Consider the following 15783-nt stretch of genomic DNA (forward strand, 5'->3'; position numbering starts at 1 on the left):
TTTTCTTAAGGAGCACTCGTGGATTCCACCACTGAGAACACCGGCGGCGAAGCCGCAACCCTGCAGGAACAGATCGACGCCGCGATCGCGGCGGCCGACGCGGCGACGCGTCCGGCACGTAAGCGCGCACCGCGTCGTGCGAGCTCGAGCGGATCCGCGGCGACGGATGCCGCTGCTACCTCGGCTAGCTCGGCAACCTCGGACGGCGAGGCTGCGCCCGCCGCCTCGGCTTCGTCGGACGAGGCGCCCGCCACGCCGAAGAAGACGACGCGCACGCGTCGCACCAAGGCTCAGATCGAGGCCGATAAGGCCGCGGCCGAGGCCGCTTCGTCTGCATCGTCGTCGTCGGACGAGGCGCCGGCCGCGCCGAAGAAGACGACGCGCACGCGTCGCACCAAGGCTCAGATCGAGGCCGACAAGGCCGCCGCGGAGGCCGCAGCCGCTTCGGAGGCCCCGGCCGCCGACGCCGCCACTTCGGCCGCATCGTCGTCGTCGGACGAGGCGCCCGCCGCGCCGAAGAAGACGACGCGCACGCGCCGCACCAAGGCCCAGATCGCCGCCGACAAGGCCGAGGCTGAGGCAGCAGCCGCCGCCGCCGAGGCGGTGCCCGCGGAGGCTCCGGCCGACGCCGAGCCCGCCGAGGAGGCCGCAGCCGAGGCGCCGTCGCGCCCCGCGCGCGGCACCCGCTCGCGCCGCGTGTCCGCACCGGGCACGCAGGCGGCCGCCGCTTCTGAGGCCGCGTCCGCGTCTTCTTCGTCGTCTTCGTCCTCGGATGAGGCCGCTTCGGCCGACGCCGCGTCGGACGACAGCGCTTCCCAGGACAGCGCCGCCAAGGACAGCGCCCCCAAGAACAGCACCACCAAGCCCGCCGCCGACGCCGAGCAGGGCGAGGCCGAGCAGGCCGACGCCGCCGCGAACGGCGAGGGCGACGGATCCGAGGGCGACGACTCGGAGGGTTCGGGTCGCAGCCGCAACCGCCGCAGCCGCAACCGCCGCAAGAAGAACGGCGCGTCCGAGGGCGACGCCGAGCAGGCCGATGGCCAGCAGAACGGCAACGGCAACGGCAGCCAGCGCGGCCAGCAGAACGGCAACGGCAACGGTAACCAGCGCGGCCAGCAGCAGCGCGAGCAGCAGAACGGCCGCCAGGAGCAGAACCGCGGCACGCGTAACGCCCGCGGCCGCCGCGGCCAGGACGAGTTCGAGCCGGAGATCGGCGCGGACGACGTGCTGATCCCGATCGCCGGAATCCTCGACGTTCTCGACAACTACGCGTTCGTGCGCACGACGGGCTACCTGCCCGGTCAGCAGGACGTCTACGTCTCGCTCGGCCAGGTCAAGAAGTACAACCTGCGCAAGGGCGACGCGGTCGTCGGATCCATCAAGCAGCCCCGCGAGGGCGAGCAGAACAGCCGCCAGAAGTACAACGCGCTCGTCAAGGTCGACTCGGTCAACGGCCTGTCGGTCGAGGACGCCGCGGGCCGCGTCGAGTTCAACGACCTGACGCCGCTGTACCCGCAGGAGCGCCTGCGCCTCGAGACGGCCCCCGAGAAGACGACGCAGCGCATCATCGACCTCGTTGCCCCGATCGGCAAGGGCCAGCGAGGCCTCATCGTCGCGCCGCCGAAGGCCGGTAAGACGATCGTGCTGCAGCAGATCGCGAACGCTATCGCGCAGAACAACCCCGAGGCTCACCTCATGGTCGTTCTCGTCGACGAGCGCCCCGAAGAGGTCACCGACATGCAGCGCACGGTGAACGGCGAGGTCATCGCCTCGACGTTCGACCGCCCCGCGGAAGACCACACGACGGTCGCCGAGCTCGCGATCGAGCGCGCCAAGCGCCTCGTCGAGCTGGGTCGCGACGTCGTCGTACTGCTCGACTCGATCACGCGCCTCGGCCGCGCCTACAACCTGCAGGCGCCGACCTCGGGTCGCGTCATGTCGGGCGGCGTCGACGCTTCCGCGCTTTACCCGCCGAAGAAGTTCTTCGGTGCCGCGCGCAACATCGAAAACGGCGGATCCCTCACGATCCTCGCGACCGCGCTCGTCGAGACCGGATCCAAGATGGACGAGGTCATCTTCGAGGAGTTTAAGGGCACCGGCAACATGGAGCTGCGCCTTTCGCGCCAGCTCGCGGACAAGCGCATCTTCCCCGCCGTCGACGTTGCCGCATCGTCGACGCGTCGCGAGGAGATGCTGCTGAGCCCCGACGAGGTCAAGATCACGTGGAAGCTGCGCCGCGCCCTCGCGGGCATGGACCAGCAGCACGCGCTCGGCGTCATCCTCGAGAAGCTCAAGGAGACGAGCTCGAACGTCGAGTTCCTCGTCCAGATGCAGAAGAGCTCGGTCGCGGCGGAAAACGGTCGCTGACGCGTGTTCGAGTCTGTCCAGTCTCTGATTGACGAGCACGCCCGGGTCCAGGAGGAACTCTCGGACCCGGCCGTGCACGCCGACGCCGCGCGCGCCAAGCGCGTGAACCGTCGTTTCGCCGAGCTCGCCCGCATCGTCCGCGCCCACGAGGAGTGGACGCAGGCGGGGGAGGACCTCGCCGCCGCCCGCGAGCTCGCGAGCGAGGACGACGCCTTCGCTGAGGAGATCCCGGCCCTCGAGGAGCACCTCGCCGAGAGCCAGGAGCGCCTGCGCCGCCTGCTGATCCCCCGGGATCCGGACGACGCCCGCGACGTCATCATGGAGATCAAGGCCGGTGAGGGCGGCGCGGAGAGTGCGCTGTTCGCTGCCGACCTGCTGCGCATGTACTCGCAATACGCCGCGCATCAGGGCTGGAAGACCGAGATCATCGAGTCCGACGCGTCGGATCTTGGCGGGTACAAGAACGTGCAGGTCGCGTTCAAGGGATCCTCGAACGACCCCGCGCAGGGCGTCTGGGCCCACCTGAAGTACGAGGGTGGCGTGCACCGCGTGCAGCGCGTGCCGGCGACCGAGTCGCAGGGGCGCATCCACACCTCGACGACGGGCGTGCTCGTCTTCCCCGAGGTCGACGCGCCTGAAGAGGTGCAGATCGATCAGAACGACCTGAAGATCGACGTGTACCGCTCGAGCGGCCCCGGCGGACAGTCGGTCAACACTACCGACTCGGCGGTGCGCATCACGCACCTCCCGTCGGGAATCGTCGTGTCGATGCAGAACGAGAAGTCGCAGCTGCAGAACCGCGACGCGGCGATGCGCGTGCTGCGCGCCCGACTGCTCGCGAAGCAGCAGGAGGAGATCGCCGCGGCGGCCTCCGACGCGCGCAAGAGCCAGATCCGGGGTATGGACCGTTCGGAGCGCATCCGCACGTACAACTTCCCCGAGAACCGCATCGCTGATCACCGCACGGGCTACAAGGCCTACAACCTCGATCAGGTGCTCGACGGCGCCCTCGAGCCCGTCGTCGAGAGCTGCATCACGGCCGACGCGCCCTCCCCCCCCCAACCCCGGGGCGTTTTGTTGGGTCCCAAACAATGCCCCCCGCAACTCCGTTGCAGGCGGCATTTTTTGGCGACCCACTCGGCATGATGGAGGGGTGGATCTTTCGCGCGTGACGTTGGTGGAGCTTGTGTTGTCGCTGCGGGCGGGGGAGGTGTCTCCCGCCGAGGTTGCGGGGCACTTCCTCGACCGGATCGAGGAGCAGGGCGATCTCGGGGCCTTCGTGGAGGTCACGCGCGAGCGGGCCCTCGCACAGGCGGCGGCCCTCGGATCCGCGCCCCTCGAGGGGCAGCCGCTGTGGGGCGTGCCGATGGCCGATAAGGACCTCGTCGCCCGCGCCGGCGTCCCCACCCGGTACGGATCCGCCGCATTCCGCGACTACGTGCCCGACGTCTCGGATCCGCTCGCCGCCGCCCTCGACCGCCTCGGATCCGTGAGCCTCGGCAAGACCTCGACCCCCGAGTTCGGCATGACGGGGTACACGGAGCCCGCCGCGGGCGTCCCCGCGCGGAACCCGTGGGATCCCGCCACGGGCGCCGGCGGATCCAGCGGGGGAGCGGCGATCGCGGTCGCGACCGGCATGCTCCCCGCGACGACCGCTTCCGACGCGGGCGGATCCATCCGGATCCCCTCCGCGACCGTCGGCGTCGTGGGGCTGAAACCCGCCCGCGGGCGCCTCCCGTTCTCGAACGGCCTGGGTTCGCCAGGCGGCCTCGCGACCGCGGGCCCGATCACCCGCACCGTCGCCGACGCGGCCTATGTGCTCGACGCGCTCGTGGGATCCGCCCCGCGCGTGCACGCGACCGCGGCCCCGGATCCGCACCGCGCGTCCGTGGGCCACGGCGGGCGCGGTGCGTTGGCGGAGCACCGGAGCTGTTCTGCCACGGGCGCGGCGGGGGAGGCCGGCGCGGTCGCGGGTGACGCTGGGCGAGACGCGCGGTTTGTGGGCGCGGCGGGGGCGGTTGCGGGCGACGCTGGGCGAGACGCGCGTTTTGTGGGAGAGGCTGGCGCGGTTGCGGGCGATGCGGGGCGGGGCGGTGCGACTGCGGGCGATGCCGACCGAGACGCGCGGTTTGTGGGTGCGGTGGGGGCGGGCGATGCTTCGCGGGATCCGCGCGCGGCCTCGTTTCTTGCATCCGCGGGGCCGTTCTCGCGGGCGCTGCTGGAGGATCCGGGGCGCCTGCGCATCGGCGTCACCCTCGTTACCCCGTGGGACGGCTGGACCGATACGACCCTCGATCCGCGTGCCCGCGACGCATGGGAGTGGGCCGCGCGGGCGCTCACCGGCAACGGCCACGACGTGACCGACGCCGACTGGCACCCCCGCGGATACCCCGAACTCTTCACGACCATCTGGCGTGCGTCCGCGGCGCGCCTGCCCGTCGCGGACGCCGACCTCGACGACCTGCTCGAGCCGTTCACCGCGTGGATGGTGCGCGAGGGGCGTTCGATGAGCGCATACGAGGCCCTCGGCGGATACCAGGCCGCCGGCCAATTCGAGAGCGAGACCATCGCGGCCCTCGCCCCCTTCGACGCGGTGCTCACGCCCGCGCTCGCGATGGATCCGCAGGCGATCGGCTGGACCGCCGACGGCACCACCCCGATGGAAAACTTCGCGCGCCAGTGCCAATACGCGCCCCACACGAGCTTCGTGAACGTCTCTGGGCTCCCGGCCATCACGATCCCCGTGCCCGCGCCCGCGGGCGAGCGCCCGTGGAGCGTCCAGCTCGTCGGACGCCCCGGCGGCGAGGCCCGGATCCTGCAGCTCGCCCTCCAACTCGAGGCCGCGCGCGGCGCGCTGCCGTACCCTCCGGGCTTCTAAGCGCGGTGCTGAGATTCTGACAATCGCGCGAGATTGGGCGTTTTCGCGATAATCGTCAGAATCTGGAGCGATCGTCAGAATCTCGGCGCTGCGGAGCCTGCCCTGTGTGAGGCGCTTCGCGGATCCGTATGTCAACGGCTCTAGGGCCGCTGCGCGGGCGGGGATCCGCGGCTCGCCTCCCGCTCCGCCGCTGCGCGGCTTCGCCCGCCAGTCCCGAGCCAGCTCGCGGCGGATCCCCGCCCGCTCCGCTTCGCGGTCGCATGCGCGTGCTGAGATTCTGACGATGGGGCGAGATTAGCCGTTATTGCGATAATCGTCAGAATCTGGAGCGATCGTCAGAATCTCGGCGCGGGTGGGGTGGCTGTCTGCCCTCGCGTGGGGCGCTTCGCGGGCGGGGATCCGCGGCTCGCCTCCCGCTCCGCCGCTGCGCGGCTTCGCCCGCCAGCCCCGAGCCAGCTCGCGGCGGATCCCCGCCCGCTCCGCTTCGCGGTCGCATGCGCGTGCTGAGATTCTGATGATCGCGTGAGATTGGGCGTTCTCGCGATAATCGTCAGAGTCTCAAGCGATCGTCAGAATCTCGGCGCAGGGCAGAGGAGCACTGCGGGTGCTTGCCTGTGGTGATGTGCGGTGGCCGTAGCGAAGCGGGCGGGGCGGCAGGCGTGCCGAGATTCTGACGATCGCTCGAGAATCAGCGTTTTCGCGATGATCGTCAGAATCTGGGGCGATCGTCAGAATCTCGGCCCGCGCGAGGCCCGCGCTAGATCTGATAGTCAGGCGTCGTGAGCACGGCCGCGACGTCGTCCTTGACCTTGCGGGGGCGCGCCGTGGCGGGGATGCCCACGAGGATGCTGTCCGCCGGGGCGTCCTTCGTGACGACGGCGTTCGCGCCGACGGCGCTCCGCGCCCCGATGGTGACGGGCCCGAGCACCTTCGCCCCGGATCCGACAACGACGCCGTCTTCGAGGGTCGGGTGGCGCTTGCCGTGGTTGAGCGAGACGCCGCCGAGGGTGACCTGGTGGTAGAGCATCACGTCGTCGCCGACCTCGGCGGTCTCGCCGATGACGACGCCCATGCCGTGGTCGATGAAGAAGCGGCGGCCGATCGTCGCGCCGGGGTGGATCTCGATGCCCGTCGCCCAGCGCGCGATCTGCGAGAGCGCGCGGGCGGGGAAGCGCAGCCCGCGGATCCACAGGGCGTGCGAGATGCGATGGGTCCAGATCGCGTGGAGGCCGGGATAGAGCAGGCCGATTTCGACGGATCCGCGAGCGGCGGGGTCGCGTCGGCGAGCGGCGACGATGTCTTCACGGATACCTAAACCCATATGTTAAAACTTACCCAACGCCAGAGGTGCCGGTCGCAATATGACGACCGGCACCTCTGTGAAAGCGTGAGCGATTACTCGCCGTAGCCCTCCCAGAGCAGCGTCGAGACGTAGCGCTCGCCCGTGTCGGGCACGACGACGACGATGGTCTTGCCGGCGTTCTCGGGGCGCTTGGCGACCTGAACGGCGGCCCAGACGGCGGCACCCGACGAGATTCCGGCGAGCACGCCCTCCTTCGCGGCGAGGTCGCGGGCGGTCGCGACGGAGTCGTCGAGCTGCACGTCGATGACCTCGTCGTAGACCTCGCGGTCGAGGATCTCGGGGATGAAGTTCGCGCCGAGGCCCTGGATCTTGTGGGGGCCGGCCTTGCCCTCGGTGAGGATGGGCGAGTCGGCGGGCTCGACGGCGATGACCTGCACGCCGGGCACGCGCTCCTTCAGCACCTGGCCGACACCCGAGATGGTGCCGCCCGTGCCGATGCCGGCGACGAAGATGTCGACCTTGCCGTCGGTGTCGGCGAGGATCTCCTCGGCCGTCGTCTCGCGGTGGACCTTGACGTTGGCCTGGTTCGCGAACTGGCTCGCGAGCACGGCGCCGGGGGTCTCGGCCACGATGCGCTTCGCCTCTTCGACGGCGCCGTTCATGCCCTTCGCGGGATCCGTGAGCACCAGCTCGGCGCCGAAGGCGCGCAGCAGCACCTTGCGCTCGTTCGACATCGACGACGGCATCGTCAGGATGACCTTGTAACCGCGGGCGGCGCCCACGAGGGCAAGCGCGATGCCCGTGTTGCCCGAGGTGCCCTCGACGATCGTGCCGCCGGCGGGCAGCGCGCCCGACTCTTCTGCGGCGTTGACGATCGCGACACCGATGCGGTCCTTGACCGACGAGCCGGGGTTGAAGAACTCGAGCTTCGCGAGAACGGTCGCCTCGGCGCCGTCCGTGACGCGGTTGAGGCGGACGAGCGGCGTCTTGCCGAACGTGCTCGAGATGTCGTTGTGGATTCCAGCCATGGAAGGCGCCTTTCGACAGGGTGGAGTAAGCGGCCGAGCGGGTACGTCGCCGAACCTGAGAGTCACTCTAGGGCGATTTGTGGGCGCGGGTGCCGAGTATGACGGACGGTTTCACGGAGATGCCCCATAGAGTCGAGTCTCGTGACGACGAATCCAGCCCGCATCCCCCTCCGCGACGCCCTCCGAGGCGCGGCCGACGTGCTCGCCGGTGCGGGGGTTCCGGATCCGGTGGTCGACGCGGAGCTGCTGCTCGCCTGGACGATCGGTCCGGAGGTCAGCAGGGGAGAGGTGCACGCCGGCATCATCCGCGGCGACGCGCTCAGCGCCGACGAGCACGAGCGCTTCCGCGGCCTCGTCTCGCGGCGCGCGCTGCGCGAGCCGCTCCAGCACATCACCGGATCCGCGCCGTTCAGGCACATGACCCTCGCGGTCGGCCCCGGCGTCTTCGTCCCGCGCCCCGAGACGGAGATCGTCGCGCAGTTCGCGATCGACGCGCTCGCGAACGCCGCGGAGCCGGATCCGATCGCGGTCGACCTCGGCACCGGATCCGGCGCGATCGCGCTCGCGATGGCGACCGAGGTGCCCCACGCGAGGGTGTACGCCGTCGAGAAGTCCGATGAGGCGATCGCGTGGACGCGTCGCAACGTCGAGGCGATCGCCCCGCATGTCGACCTGCGCCACGGCGACCTCGCCACCGCCTTCGGCGACCTTCAGGGCCGCGTGGCCGTCGTCGCCTCGAACCCGCCGTACGTTCCGGACGACGCGATCCCGCGCGACGAGGAGGTGCGCCTCCACGACCCCGCCCTCGCGCTCTATGGCGGCGCCGACGGGCTCGATGTCGTGCGCATCATCAGCCGCGTCGGCCTCGATCTCGCGCGCCCGGGCGGCACGATCGTGCTCGAGCACGGCGAGTGGCAGGGCGCGCCGATCCGCGAAATCCTCGCGGCCGACGGCTGGCTCGGATCCGCCACGCACCCGGATCTCACAGGTCGCGACCGCGCGACGACCGCGATCCGGCCGTGATCCTTCCGTGATGCACAGCGACACATCCGTAGAATCGAGGGCGTGATGGGACGTACCTACGATTGCAGCGACCGCGAGCAGATGCTCGCCGGTATGCGCGCCGCACGCCAGGCGATCGCCCGCGGCGAGGTCATCGTTGCGCCGACCGATACCGTCTACGGCGTCGCGGCCGACGCCTTCAGCCCGGCGGCCGTGAAACGGCTTCTCGAGGCGAAGGGGCGCTCGCGGCAGCAGCCGCCGCCCGTTCTCGTCGGATCCACCGAAGCGCTGCACGCGCTCGTGGAGCAGGTTCCCGAGGAGGTCACGGCGCTCGTCGAGCGCTTCTGGCCCGGCGGGCTCACGATCGTTCTGCCCGCGCAACCCTCGCTGACGTGGGACCTGGGCGAGACGAAGGGCACCGTCGCGGTGCGCCAGCCCAACAACGCCATCATGCTCGAGCTTCTGGCCGAGACCGGCCCGCTCGCGGTGTCGAGCGCGAACCTCACGGGCCAGCCCGCCGCGATCGACGCGATGTCGGCGTCTTCGATGCTGGGCGAGCGCGTCGGGGTCTTCCTCGACGACGGACCCGTCTCGACGGGCATCGCCTCGACGATCATCGACGCGACGGGGCTCGCCGGCCGCGGCGAGCGGATCGTGCGCGTCCTCCGCGACGGCGCGATCACGCGCGACGAGCTCCGCGAGGTGCTCGGCGACCTGCTGGAGGAAGACGCGGGCGAGGATCCGCCTCAGTGAAGCTCTATCTCCTGACGGCGCTCATCACGGCCCTCATCACGTGCGGATTCTCGTTCGTGGTGTGGCGCGTCGCGTTGCGCTTCAAGTGGTACCCGGCCGTTCGCGAGCGCGACGTGCACACGCGGCCGACCCCGCGCCTCGGCGGTGTGGCGATGCTCCTCGGCATCGTCGCGGTGCTGTTGCTGTCGAGGTTCGTCGGGTTCTTCGACATCTTCTGGGCCGAGCCCCGCGTCGTGTGGTCGGTTCTCGCGGCGACGCTGCTGATCGCCTTCGTCGGCCTCGCCGACGACATCTGGGATCTCGACTGGTTCCTGAAGCTCGGCGCACAGTTCATCGCCGCCGCGATCATCGCGGTCGGCGGCGGCGTGCAGATCTATGCCCTGCCGATCAACGGCATCACGCTCTTCTCGAGCGGCATGAGCATCTGCCTCACGATGTTCGCGATCGTCGTCGTCATGAACGCCGTCAACTTTATCGACGGCCTCGACGGCCTGGTCGCGGGCGTCTGCCTCATCGCCAACGGCGTGTTCTTCATCTACTCGTACCTGCTGGTGCGCGACGCGGGTGCGACGAGCTACGCGAACCTCGGCACGTTCCTCGCGGTCGTGCTCGTCGGCGCGTGCGCGGGCTTCCTCCCGATCAACTGGAACCCCGCCCGCATGTTCATGGGCGACACGGGCGCCCTCGTCGTGGGCCTCCTCATGGCGACGAGCGCGATCGCGATCACGGGGCAGCTGCCCCCGGCGGCGCTCGATCAGGATCTGACGGGCCGCTCGCAGATCATCGGTACGCTCATCCCGATCCTGCTGCCGCTCATCGTGGTGGGGCTGCCGCTCGCCGACTTCGGCATGGCGATCATCCGGCGCACATCCCGCGGAAAGTCGCCGTTCTCGCCCGATCGCGAGCACCTGCACCACCGCATGATCGACCGCGGGCACACGGTGCGCCAGGCGGTGCTCGTGTTCTACGCGCTGAGCGCGATCGCCTCGCTCACGATGCTCATGATGTACATCTTCACGGGCCAGGACTGGTTCGGCCGGCACTGGTTCGGTGAGTACTGGATCGCGGTCGCCTACGGCGTCATCGGCTTCGCCGCGTGCCTGGTCCTCGCGATCGTCCCCGCGAAGCCGCCGCGCTCGGTGCCCGAAGCGGTGAAGGGATCCTGATGTTCCGCAACCCGGTCGTGCTCCGCACCGTCGCGACGAGCGCGCTCGCCTGGACGGGCGCGTCGCTCGTCGCGTGCCTGGCCGCCTTCTTCGTCGCGGGCCTCCCGGGGCTCGGCAGCGCGGCCGTCGCCGCCGGCGCCGGCCTCGTGTTCCCGATCCTCACGGTGCTCGCGATCGCGGTCCCCGATCGCGGGTACGGATCCGCCCCCTACGCCGCGCGGGTGTTCTTCGGTTTTCTGGTCGGTTTCGTCCTGAAGGTCGCGCTCTTCTTCGTCGCCCTGCTGATCCTCCTCGACGTCGTCGAGGTCGTCGGGGGAGCGGCGTACGGCGCGCTCCTCGCGACCGCGCTCGTCTCGCTCGCGATCGACGTGTTCGTCGCGAACGGGATCCGCAGCCCCGCCGACGAGCGCTTGGCCCGGGAGTCTTCCTAAGCTCGGCCCGCTACCCTCGTTGAGGCGCATATTCCGCGCCGCATCCGCGATGTCTGGAGACCACAGTGGCCCCCTCACCCGTTTCGAGTAACCCCATCATGCGCAACGTGCTCATCTGGAGCGCGATCATGAGCGGGGCCGTGCTCGTCGTAACGGGCGTGATCGGCGTCATCGTCGGCGGATCCGCCGGCCTGTGGAGCGCGGTGCTCGGCACCGTGATCGGGTTCCTCTTCCCGGCGCTGACGGCCGCGACGATCCTCTTCGCGAACCAATTCTTCGGAACGCCGAACTACCTGACGATTTTCTTCGGCGTGTTCATGGGCGTGTTCCTCGTGAAGATCATCGCCTTCATCATCGCGCTCAAGATCGTCTTCGGCCTCGACTGGATCGTGCCCGGGGTGCTCTACGGCGCCCTGCTGGCAACAGCGATCGGCTCGATCGTCGTCGACATCGCGGTCATCGCGAAGATGCGAATCCCGGCCGTCAGCGACATCTCGCTGCCGGGCGACGACGACGCTGAGGTCTGACCACAGCGGTCATTTCTACAGCGCGTCAAAACCACTCCCAACTTTTTGATAGGCTAGGTACGGTTCTGCTGAGGGTCCCGGCACGGTGAAGCGCTGGTCTGAAGTAGTTGCCCACTCCCACCGCACAACCCGCAGGCATGTTCCTGCGCGAGAAGCAGGAGCCACGCGTTGACTCAGGCGAGCATAATCGCACCGATGGCCGATGAGGTCGAGTTCCACCCGCCGTCGATTAGCGACTTCTTCCCGGACGCGCTTTTCTTTGAGGGCACCCCGTTCGAGTTCACTCGAATCAACATGATCCAGGTCATCGCGACCGTGCTGCTCGTGTTGTTCCTGGTGCTCGGTACCCGCAACCTCAAGGTGATCCCCGGGCGCTTCCAGCAGGTCGTCGAATTCGGCTTCGGTTTCGTCCGCAGCCAGGCCACGCAGGTCATCGGCGAGAAGGAAGGCAAGAAGTTCGTCCCGTTGCTGACGGTGATCTTCTTCGGCGTTCTGTTCTTCAACCTCATGGGAATCATCCCGGGCCTGAACATCCAGGGCACCAGCGTCATCGGTACGCCGCTGCTCTTCGCGGTTGTCGCCTACGTCGGCTTCATTTACGCCGGTATCCGCAAGCACGGCTTCGGCCGCTTCATGAAGAACTCGCTGGTTCCCGGCGGCGTTCCCGGATACCTCGTCCCGATCATCTCGGTCATCGAGCTGATCTCGACCTTCGTGTTCCGCCCCGTGTCGCTCACGCTGCGACTCCTGCTGAACATGATGGTCGGCCACCTGATGCTCGTGCTGTTCTTCAGCGCGACGCAGTTCTTCCTGCTGAGCTTCAACGCGCTGACGATCCTGTCGCCGTTCACGCTGGCACTCGGCTTCGCCTTCACCCTGTTCGAAATCTTCGTCGCCTTCCTCCAGGCGTACGTTTTCATGGTCCTCACCGCGGTCTACATCCAGCTCGCGGTTGCAGACGAGCACTGACTGACGGATAGCCGACCGGCTATTCGCCCTATGAAAGGAAACCCCCAGTGGACGCTACGACGGTTCTCGCGGAAATCTCCGGCAACATCGCGACCATCGGCTACGGCCTCGCAGCGATCGGCCCGGCCATCGGTCTGGGCATCGTGGTCGGCAAGACCATCGAGTCGACGGCTCGCCAGCCTGAGCTTGCTGGCCGCCTCCAGACCCTGATGTTCATCGGTGTCGCCTTCATCGAGATCCTTGCCTTCATCGGCATCGCGACGCCCTTCATCTTCGGTACGACCGGCGCCTAATTCACCCACCGCTTCACAGATAAGGAGACAGGATGCTGAACGCTCTTGTCACTGTCGCTGCTGAGGAAGAAGCGCACAACCCGCTGATTCCCGCAACGTACGACATCATCTGGTCCGCGGTCTGCTTCGTCATCATCGCGATTGTGGTTATCGCAGTCGCTATCCCGCGCCTCAACAAGGTGCTCGATGCCCGCTCGGCGGCCATCGAGGGCAACATCGAAAAGGCAGACGAAGCGCAGCGTCAGGCAGAAGCCGCGCTGGCCGAGTACACGCAGCAGCTCGCTGATGCGCGTCGCGAGGCCGGCGAGATCCGTGAGGGTGCCCGCGTCGACGGTAAGAAGATCGTCGATGAGGCACGCGCGAACGCTCAGGCTGAGGCCGAGCGCATCACGGTGTCGGCACAGACTCAGATCGAGGCCGAGCGTCAGGCCGCGATGATCTCGCTCCGCCAGGATGTCGGATCCATCGCACTTGACCTCGCGGGCAACGTGATCGGCGAAACGATGAGCGAAGACGCGAAGGCCCAGGCCGTCGTAGACCGCTTCCTCGCCGACCTCGAGGCGTCTGAGAAGGCGGCCCAGTAATGGGTAGCGCGACCACTCAGGCTCTCGCGGCGAGTGCCGAGGCACTCACGACTGCGACGGTCACCCTCGACACGGCGCGCGAGCTTTTCGCCGCCGCTCGTGCCGCGGGCGGATCCGCTGCTCTGAGCGGCGCGCTCGCTGATCAGTCGGCCGACCCGGCGGCGCGTCAGGCGCTCGTGGGTCGTGTCTTCGGAGCACTGTCGCCGGAGGCACTGAACCTCCTCGGCACGATCGCCGCACAGCGCTGGTCGTCGGCAGACGACCTCGTCGATGGCATCGAGACGCTCGCGATCCGTGCGGTCGCGAAGGCCGACCAGGCCGGCGTCGAGGGCGAGCTGTTCCAGGTCATCCGCATCATCGCGGAGAACCCGGAGCTCGAGCTTTCGCTCGGTTCACGCCTCGGTGAGCCGTCGAAGAAGAGCGAGCTGCTCGAGAAGATCCTCGGATCCTCCGTGTCGGCTGGCACGCTCCTCATCGCCGGTTCGATCGCCGAGCAGCCCCGCGGACGTCGCGTCCGCGCCGCGCTGCAGGACGCCATCCAGGTCGTCGCCGCTCAGCGGGGACGCGGAGTGGCGACCGTGCACACGGCTACCGCGCTCACCGACGCGCAGCGCCAGCGTCTCGCTGACTCGCTGTCCCGCACCTACGGCACCGCCGTCTCGATCAACGAGGTCATCGACCGCTCGATCGTCGGCGGCATCCGCGTGCAGATCGCCGACGATGTCATCGACGGCAGCATCTCGACCCGCCTCACCGACCTCCGGTCGAGGCTCGCAGGCTAACGCTTCCGGAAGGAAGCCCCCGGGCCCACTGGCCCGCACAACGAAGGAAGACAATGGCAGACATCACCATCAGCCCCGACGTCATCCGTGACGCGCTGAAGGACTTCGTCTCCGCCTACGAGCCCACCGGTTCTGGCGCGAGCGAGGTCGGCACCGTCACCGACGCGGCCGACGGCATCGCTCACGTCTCGGGTCTCCCGGGCGTGATGGCGAACGAGCTTATCCGCTTCGAGGATGGCACCCTGGGCCTCGCCCAGAACCTGGACGAGCACGAGATCGGCGCCGTCGTTCTCGGCGAGTTCTCGGGCGTCGAGGAGGGCCAGCAGGTCACCCGCACCGGCAAGGTCCTCTCGGTTCCGGTCGGCGAGGGCTACCTCGGTCGCGTCGTCGACACGCTCGGTAACCCCATCGACGGCCTCGGCGAGATCACCGGCATCGAGGGCGAGCGCGAGCTCGAGCTCCAGGCCGCTGGCGTTATGCACCGCAAGAGCGTGCACGAGCCGCTGCAGACCGGCATCAAGGCGATCGACTCGATGATCCCCGTGGGTCGCGGTCAGCGCCAGCTCATCATTGGTGACCGCCAGACCGGCAAGACGGCGATCGCGATCGACGCGATCATCAACCAGAAGGCCAACTGGGAGTCGGGCGACGTCAACAAGCAGGTTCGCTGCATCTACGTCGCCGTCGGCCAGAAGGGCTCGACGATCGCGAACGTCAAGGGCGCGCTCGAAGACGCTGGTGCCATGGAGTACACGACGATCGTCGCCGCTCCCGCCTCGGACCCGGCCGGCTTCAAGTACCTCGCTCCGTACACCGGTTCGGCCATCGGCCAGCACTGGATGTACCAGGGCAAGCACGTCCTCATCGTGTTCGATGACCTGACCAAGCAGGCAGAGGCCTACCGCGCCGTGTCGCTTCTCCTTCGTCGTCCGCCGGGGCGCGAGGCCTACCCGGGTGACGTCTTCTACCTGCACTCGCGTCTGCTCGAGCGTTGCGCGAAGCTGTCGGACGAGCTCGGCGCCGGTTCGATGACGGGTCTGCCCATCATCGAGACCAAGGCGAACGACGTCTCGGCCTACGTTCCGACCAACGTGATCTCGATCACCGACGGCCAGATCTTCCTGCAGTCCGACCTGTTCAACGCGAACCAGCGCCCCGCCGTTGACGTGGGTATCTCGGTCTCGCGAGTGGGTGGCGACGCGCAGCAGAAGCACGTCAAGAAGGTCTCGGGTACGTTGAAGCTCGAGCTCGCCCAGTACCGTTCGCTCGAGGCGTTCGCCATGTTCGCGTCGGACCTCGACGCGGCCTCGCGTCGTCAGCTCGACCGCGGTGCCCGCCTGACCGAGCTGCTCAAGCAGCCGCAGTACTCCCCGTACTCGGCTGAGGAGCAGGTCGTGTCGATCTGGGCCGGTACGAACGGCAAGCTCGACACGATCGAGGTGGAGGACGTCCTCCGCTTCGAGCGCGAGCTTCTCGACTACGTGCGCCGCAACACCGACGTTCTCGACCGCCTCGCCTCGTCGGGCAAGCTCGAGGACGACGTGCTCGCCGACATGGAGAAGGCCGTCGACACCTTCATCCTCGAGTTCCAGCAGGGCTCGGGCCAGGGAATCGGTGCGCCGGGTCACGAAGAGCACGCCGCGGCTCAGCACGAAGAGATCGGCCAGGAGCAGATCGTCAAGGGCCGTAAGGCCTAATCC

15 protein-coding genes are annotated in these 15783 nt (G+C 68.7%); 13 read left to right on the forward strand and 2 right to left on the reverse strand.

Annotated features, from left to right (window positions below; genetic code table 11):
* Positions 1-18 precede the first annotated feature (18 nt).
* Genes rho through DTO57_RS12270 form a run of 3 tightly spaced genes read left to right on the forward strand, consistent with a single transcriptional unit; the run spans position 19 to position 5245 of the window.
* Positions 19-2367 (forward strand): transcription termination factor Rho, encoded by a 2349-nt coding sequence (gene rho / locus DTO57_RS12260; RefSeq protein WP_229730600.1) that lies wholly within the window; start codon positions 19-21, stop codon positions 2365-2367.
* Between the two features lie 3 nt (positions 2368-2370).
* The gene (gene prfA, locus DTO57_RS12265) at positions 2371-3513 is read left to right on the forward strand and encodes a peptide chain release factor 1 (protein WP_114118518.1); all 1143 of its coding nucleotides are present in this window, start codon (positions 2371-2373) and stop codon (positions 3511-3513) included.
* Between the two features lie 7 nt (positions 3514-3520).
* Positions 3521-5245: an amidase gene (locus DTO57_RS12270; protein ID WP_114118519.1), complete on the forward strand. Its 1725-nt coding sequence runs from the start codon at positions 3521-3523 to the stop codon at positions 5243-5245.
* Between the two features lie 757 nt (positions 5246-6002).
* Here the strand turns inward: DTO57_RS12270 and epsC are convergent.
* A complete protein-coding gene (gene epsC, locus DTO57_RS12275; RefSeq protein WP_114118520.1) occupies positions 6003-6566 on the reverse strand; it encodes a serine O-acetyltransferase EpsC in 564 nt (187 codons plus the stop codon).
* 74 nt (positions 6567-6640) lie between these two features.
* On the reverse strand, positions 6641-7576 hold the full coding sequence (cysK, locus tag DTO57_RS12280) for a cysteine synthase A (protein WP_114118521.1): 936 nt from the start codon (positions 7574-7576) through the stop codon (positions 6641-6643).
* 141 nt (positions 7577-7717) lie between these two features.
* On the opposite strand from cysK, the gene prmC reads away from it, so the two are divergent.
* The 10 genes from prmC to atpA all read left to right on the forward strand — a co-directional run bounded on the left by prmC (position 7718) and on the right by atpA (position 15780).
* Positions 7718-8599, forward strand: coding sequence for a peptide chain release factor N(5)-glutamine methyltransferase (gene prmC, locus DTO57_RS12285; RefSeq protein WP_114118522.1), 882 nt, complete (start codon positions 7718-7720; stop codon positions 8597-8599).
* Between the two features lie 45 nt (positions 8600-8644).
* Positions 8645-9331 (forward strand): L-threonylcarbamoyladenylate synthase, encoded by a 687-nt coding sequence (locus DTO57_RS12290; protein WP_114118523.1) that lies wholly within the window; start codon positions 8645-8647, stop codon positions 9329-9331.
* On the forward strand, positions 9328-10497 hold the full coding sequence (locus DTO57_RS12295) for an MraY family glycosyltransferase (protein ID WP_114118524.1): 1170 nt from the start codon (positions 9328-9330) through the stop codon (positions 10495-10497). The genes DTO57_RS12290 and DTO57_RS12295 overlap by 4 nt, the downstream gene beginning before the upstream one ends.
* Positions 10497-10928 (forward strand): hypothetical protein, encoded by a 432-nt coding sequence (locus DTO57_RS12300; RefSeq protein ID WP_114118525.1) that lies wholly within the window; start codon positions 10497-10499, stop codon positions 10926-10928. Before DTO57_RS12295 ends, DTO57_RS12300 begins: the two co-directional genes overlap by 1 nt.
* A gap of 98 nt (positions 10929-11026) precedes the next feature.
* Positions 11027-11455: a Cg1360 family ATP-synthase-associated protein gene (locus DTO57_RS12305; protein WP_114118526.1), complete on the forward strand. Its 429-nt coding sequence runs from the start codon at positions 11027-11029 to the stop codon at positions 11453-11455.
* Positions 11456-11650: 195 nt separating this feature from the next.
* Positions 11651-12424, forward strand: a complete 774-nt coding sequence (gene atpB / locus DTO57_RS12310) for a F0F1 ATP synthase subunit A (RefSeq protein WP_114118527.1) — start codon at positions 11651-11653, stop codon at positions 12422-12424.
* Positions 12425-12471: 47 nt separating this feature from the next.
* Complete coding sequence (atpE, locus tag DTO57_RS12315; RefSeq protein WP_114118528.1) at positions 12472-12717, forward strand: ATP synthase F0 subunit C; 246 nt, start codon at positions 12472-12474, stop codon at positions 12715-12717.
* Between the two features lie 32 nt (positions 12718-12749).
* On the forward strand, positions 12750-13301 hold the full coding sequence (locus DTO57_RS12320; protein ID WP_114118529.1) for a F0F1 ATP synthase subunit B: 552 nt from the start codon (positions 12750-12752) through the stop codon (positions 13299-13301).
* Positions 13301-14083 carry a F0F1 ATP synthase subunit delta gene (locus tag DTO57_RS12325; RefSeq protein ID WP_114118530.1) on the forward strand — a complete coding sequence of 261 codons (783 nt, stop codon included), beginning with the start codon at positions 13301-13303 and terminating at the stop codon, positions 14081-14083. Before DTO57_RS12320 ends, DTO57_RS12325 begins: the two co-directional genes overlap by 1 nt.
* Before the next feature lie 53 nt (positions 14084-14136).
* Positions 14137-15780 carry a F0F1 ATP synthase subunit alpha gene (atpA, locus tag DTO57_RS12330; RefSeq protein WP_114118531.1) on the forward strand — a complete coding sequence of 548 codons (1644 nt, stop codon included), beginning with the start codon at positions 14137-14139 and terminating at the stop codon, positions 15778-15780.
* Positions 15781-15783 lie beyond the last annotated feature (3 nt).

This window comes from Microbacterium sorbitolivorans, assembly GCF_003327285.1.
In the GTDB taxonomy this organism is placed as follows: domain Bacteria; phylum Actinomycetota; class Actinomycetes; order Actinomycetales; family Microbacteriaceae; genus Microbacterium; species Microbacterium sorbitolivorans.

What these genes read in the sequence shown, in the direction of transcription:
- DTO57_RS12290 (WP_114118523.1), top strand. Translation starts at nt 8,645, where the DNA reads ATGGGACGTACCTACGATTGCAGCGACCGCGAGCAGATGCTCGCCGGT.
- epsC (WP_114118520.1), bottom strand. Translation starts at nt 6,566, where the DNA reads ATGGGTTTAGGTATCCGTGAAGACATCGTCGCCGCTCGCCGACGCGAC.
- DTO57_RS12305 (WP_114118526.1), top strand. Translation starts at nt 11,027, where the DNA reads ATGCGCAACGTGCTCATCTGGAGCGCGATCATGAGCGGGGCCGTGCTC.
- atpA (WP_114118531.1), top strand. Translation starts at nt 14,137, where the DNA reads ATGGCAGACATCACCATCAGCCCCGACGTCATCCGTGACGCGCTGAAG.
- DTO57_RS12320 (WP_114118529.1), top strand. Translation starts at nt 12,750, where the DNA reads ATGCTGAACGCTCTTGTCACTGTCGCTGCTGAGGAAGAAGCGCACAAC.
- atpB (WP_114118527.1), top strand. Translation starts at nt 11,651, where the DNA reads ATGGCCGATGAGGTCGAGTTCCACCCGCCGTCGATTAGCGACTTCTTC.
- DTO57_RS12300 (WP_114118525.1), top strand. Translation starts at nt 10,497, where the DNA reads ATGTTCCGCAACCCGGTCGTGCTCCGCACCGTCGCGACGAGCGCGCTC.
- DTO57_RS12325 (WP_114118530.1), top strand. Translation starts at nt 13,301, where the DNA reads ATGGGTAGCGCGACCACTCAGGCTCTCGCGGCGAGTGCCGAGGCACTC.
- cysK (WP_114118521.1), bottom strand. Translation starts at nt 7,576, where the DNA reads ATGGCTGGAATCCACAACGACATCTCGAGCACGTTCGGCAAGACGCCG.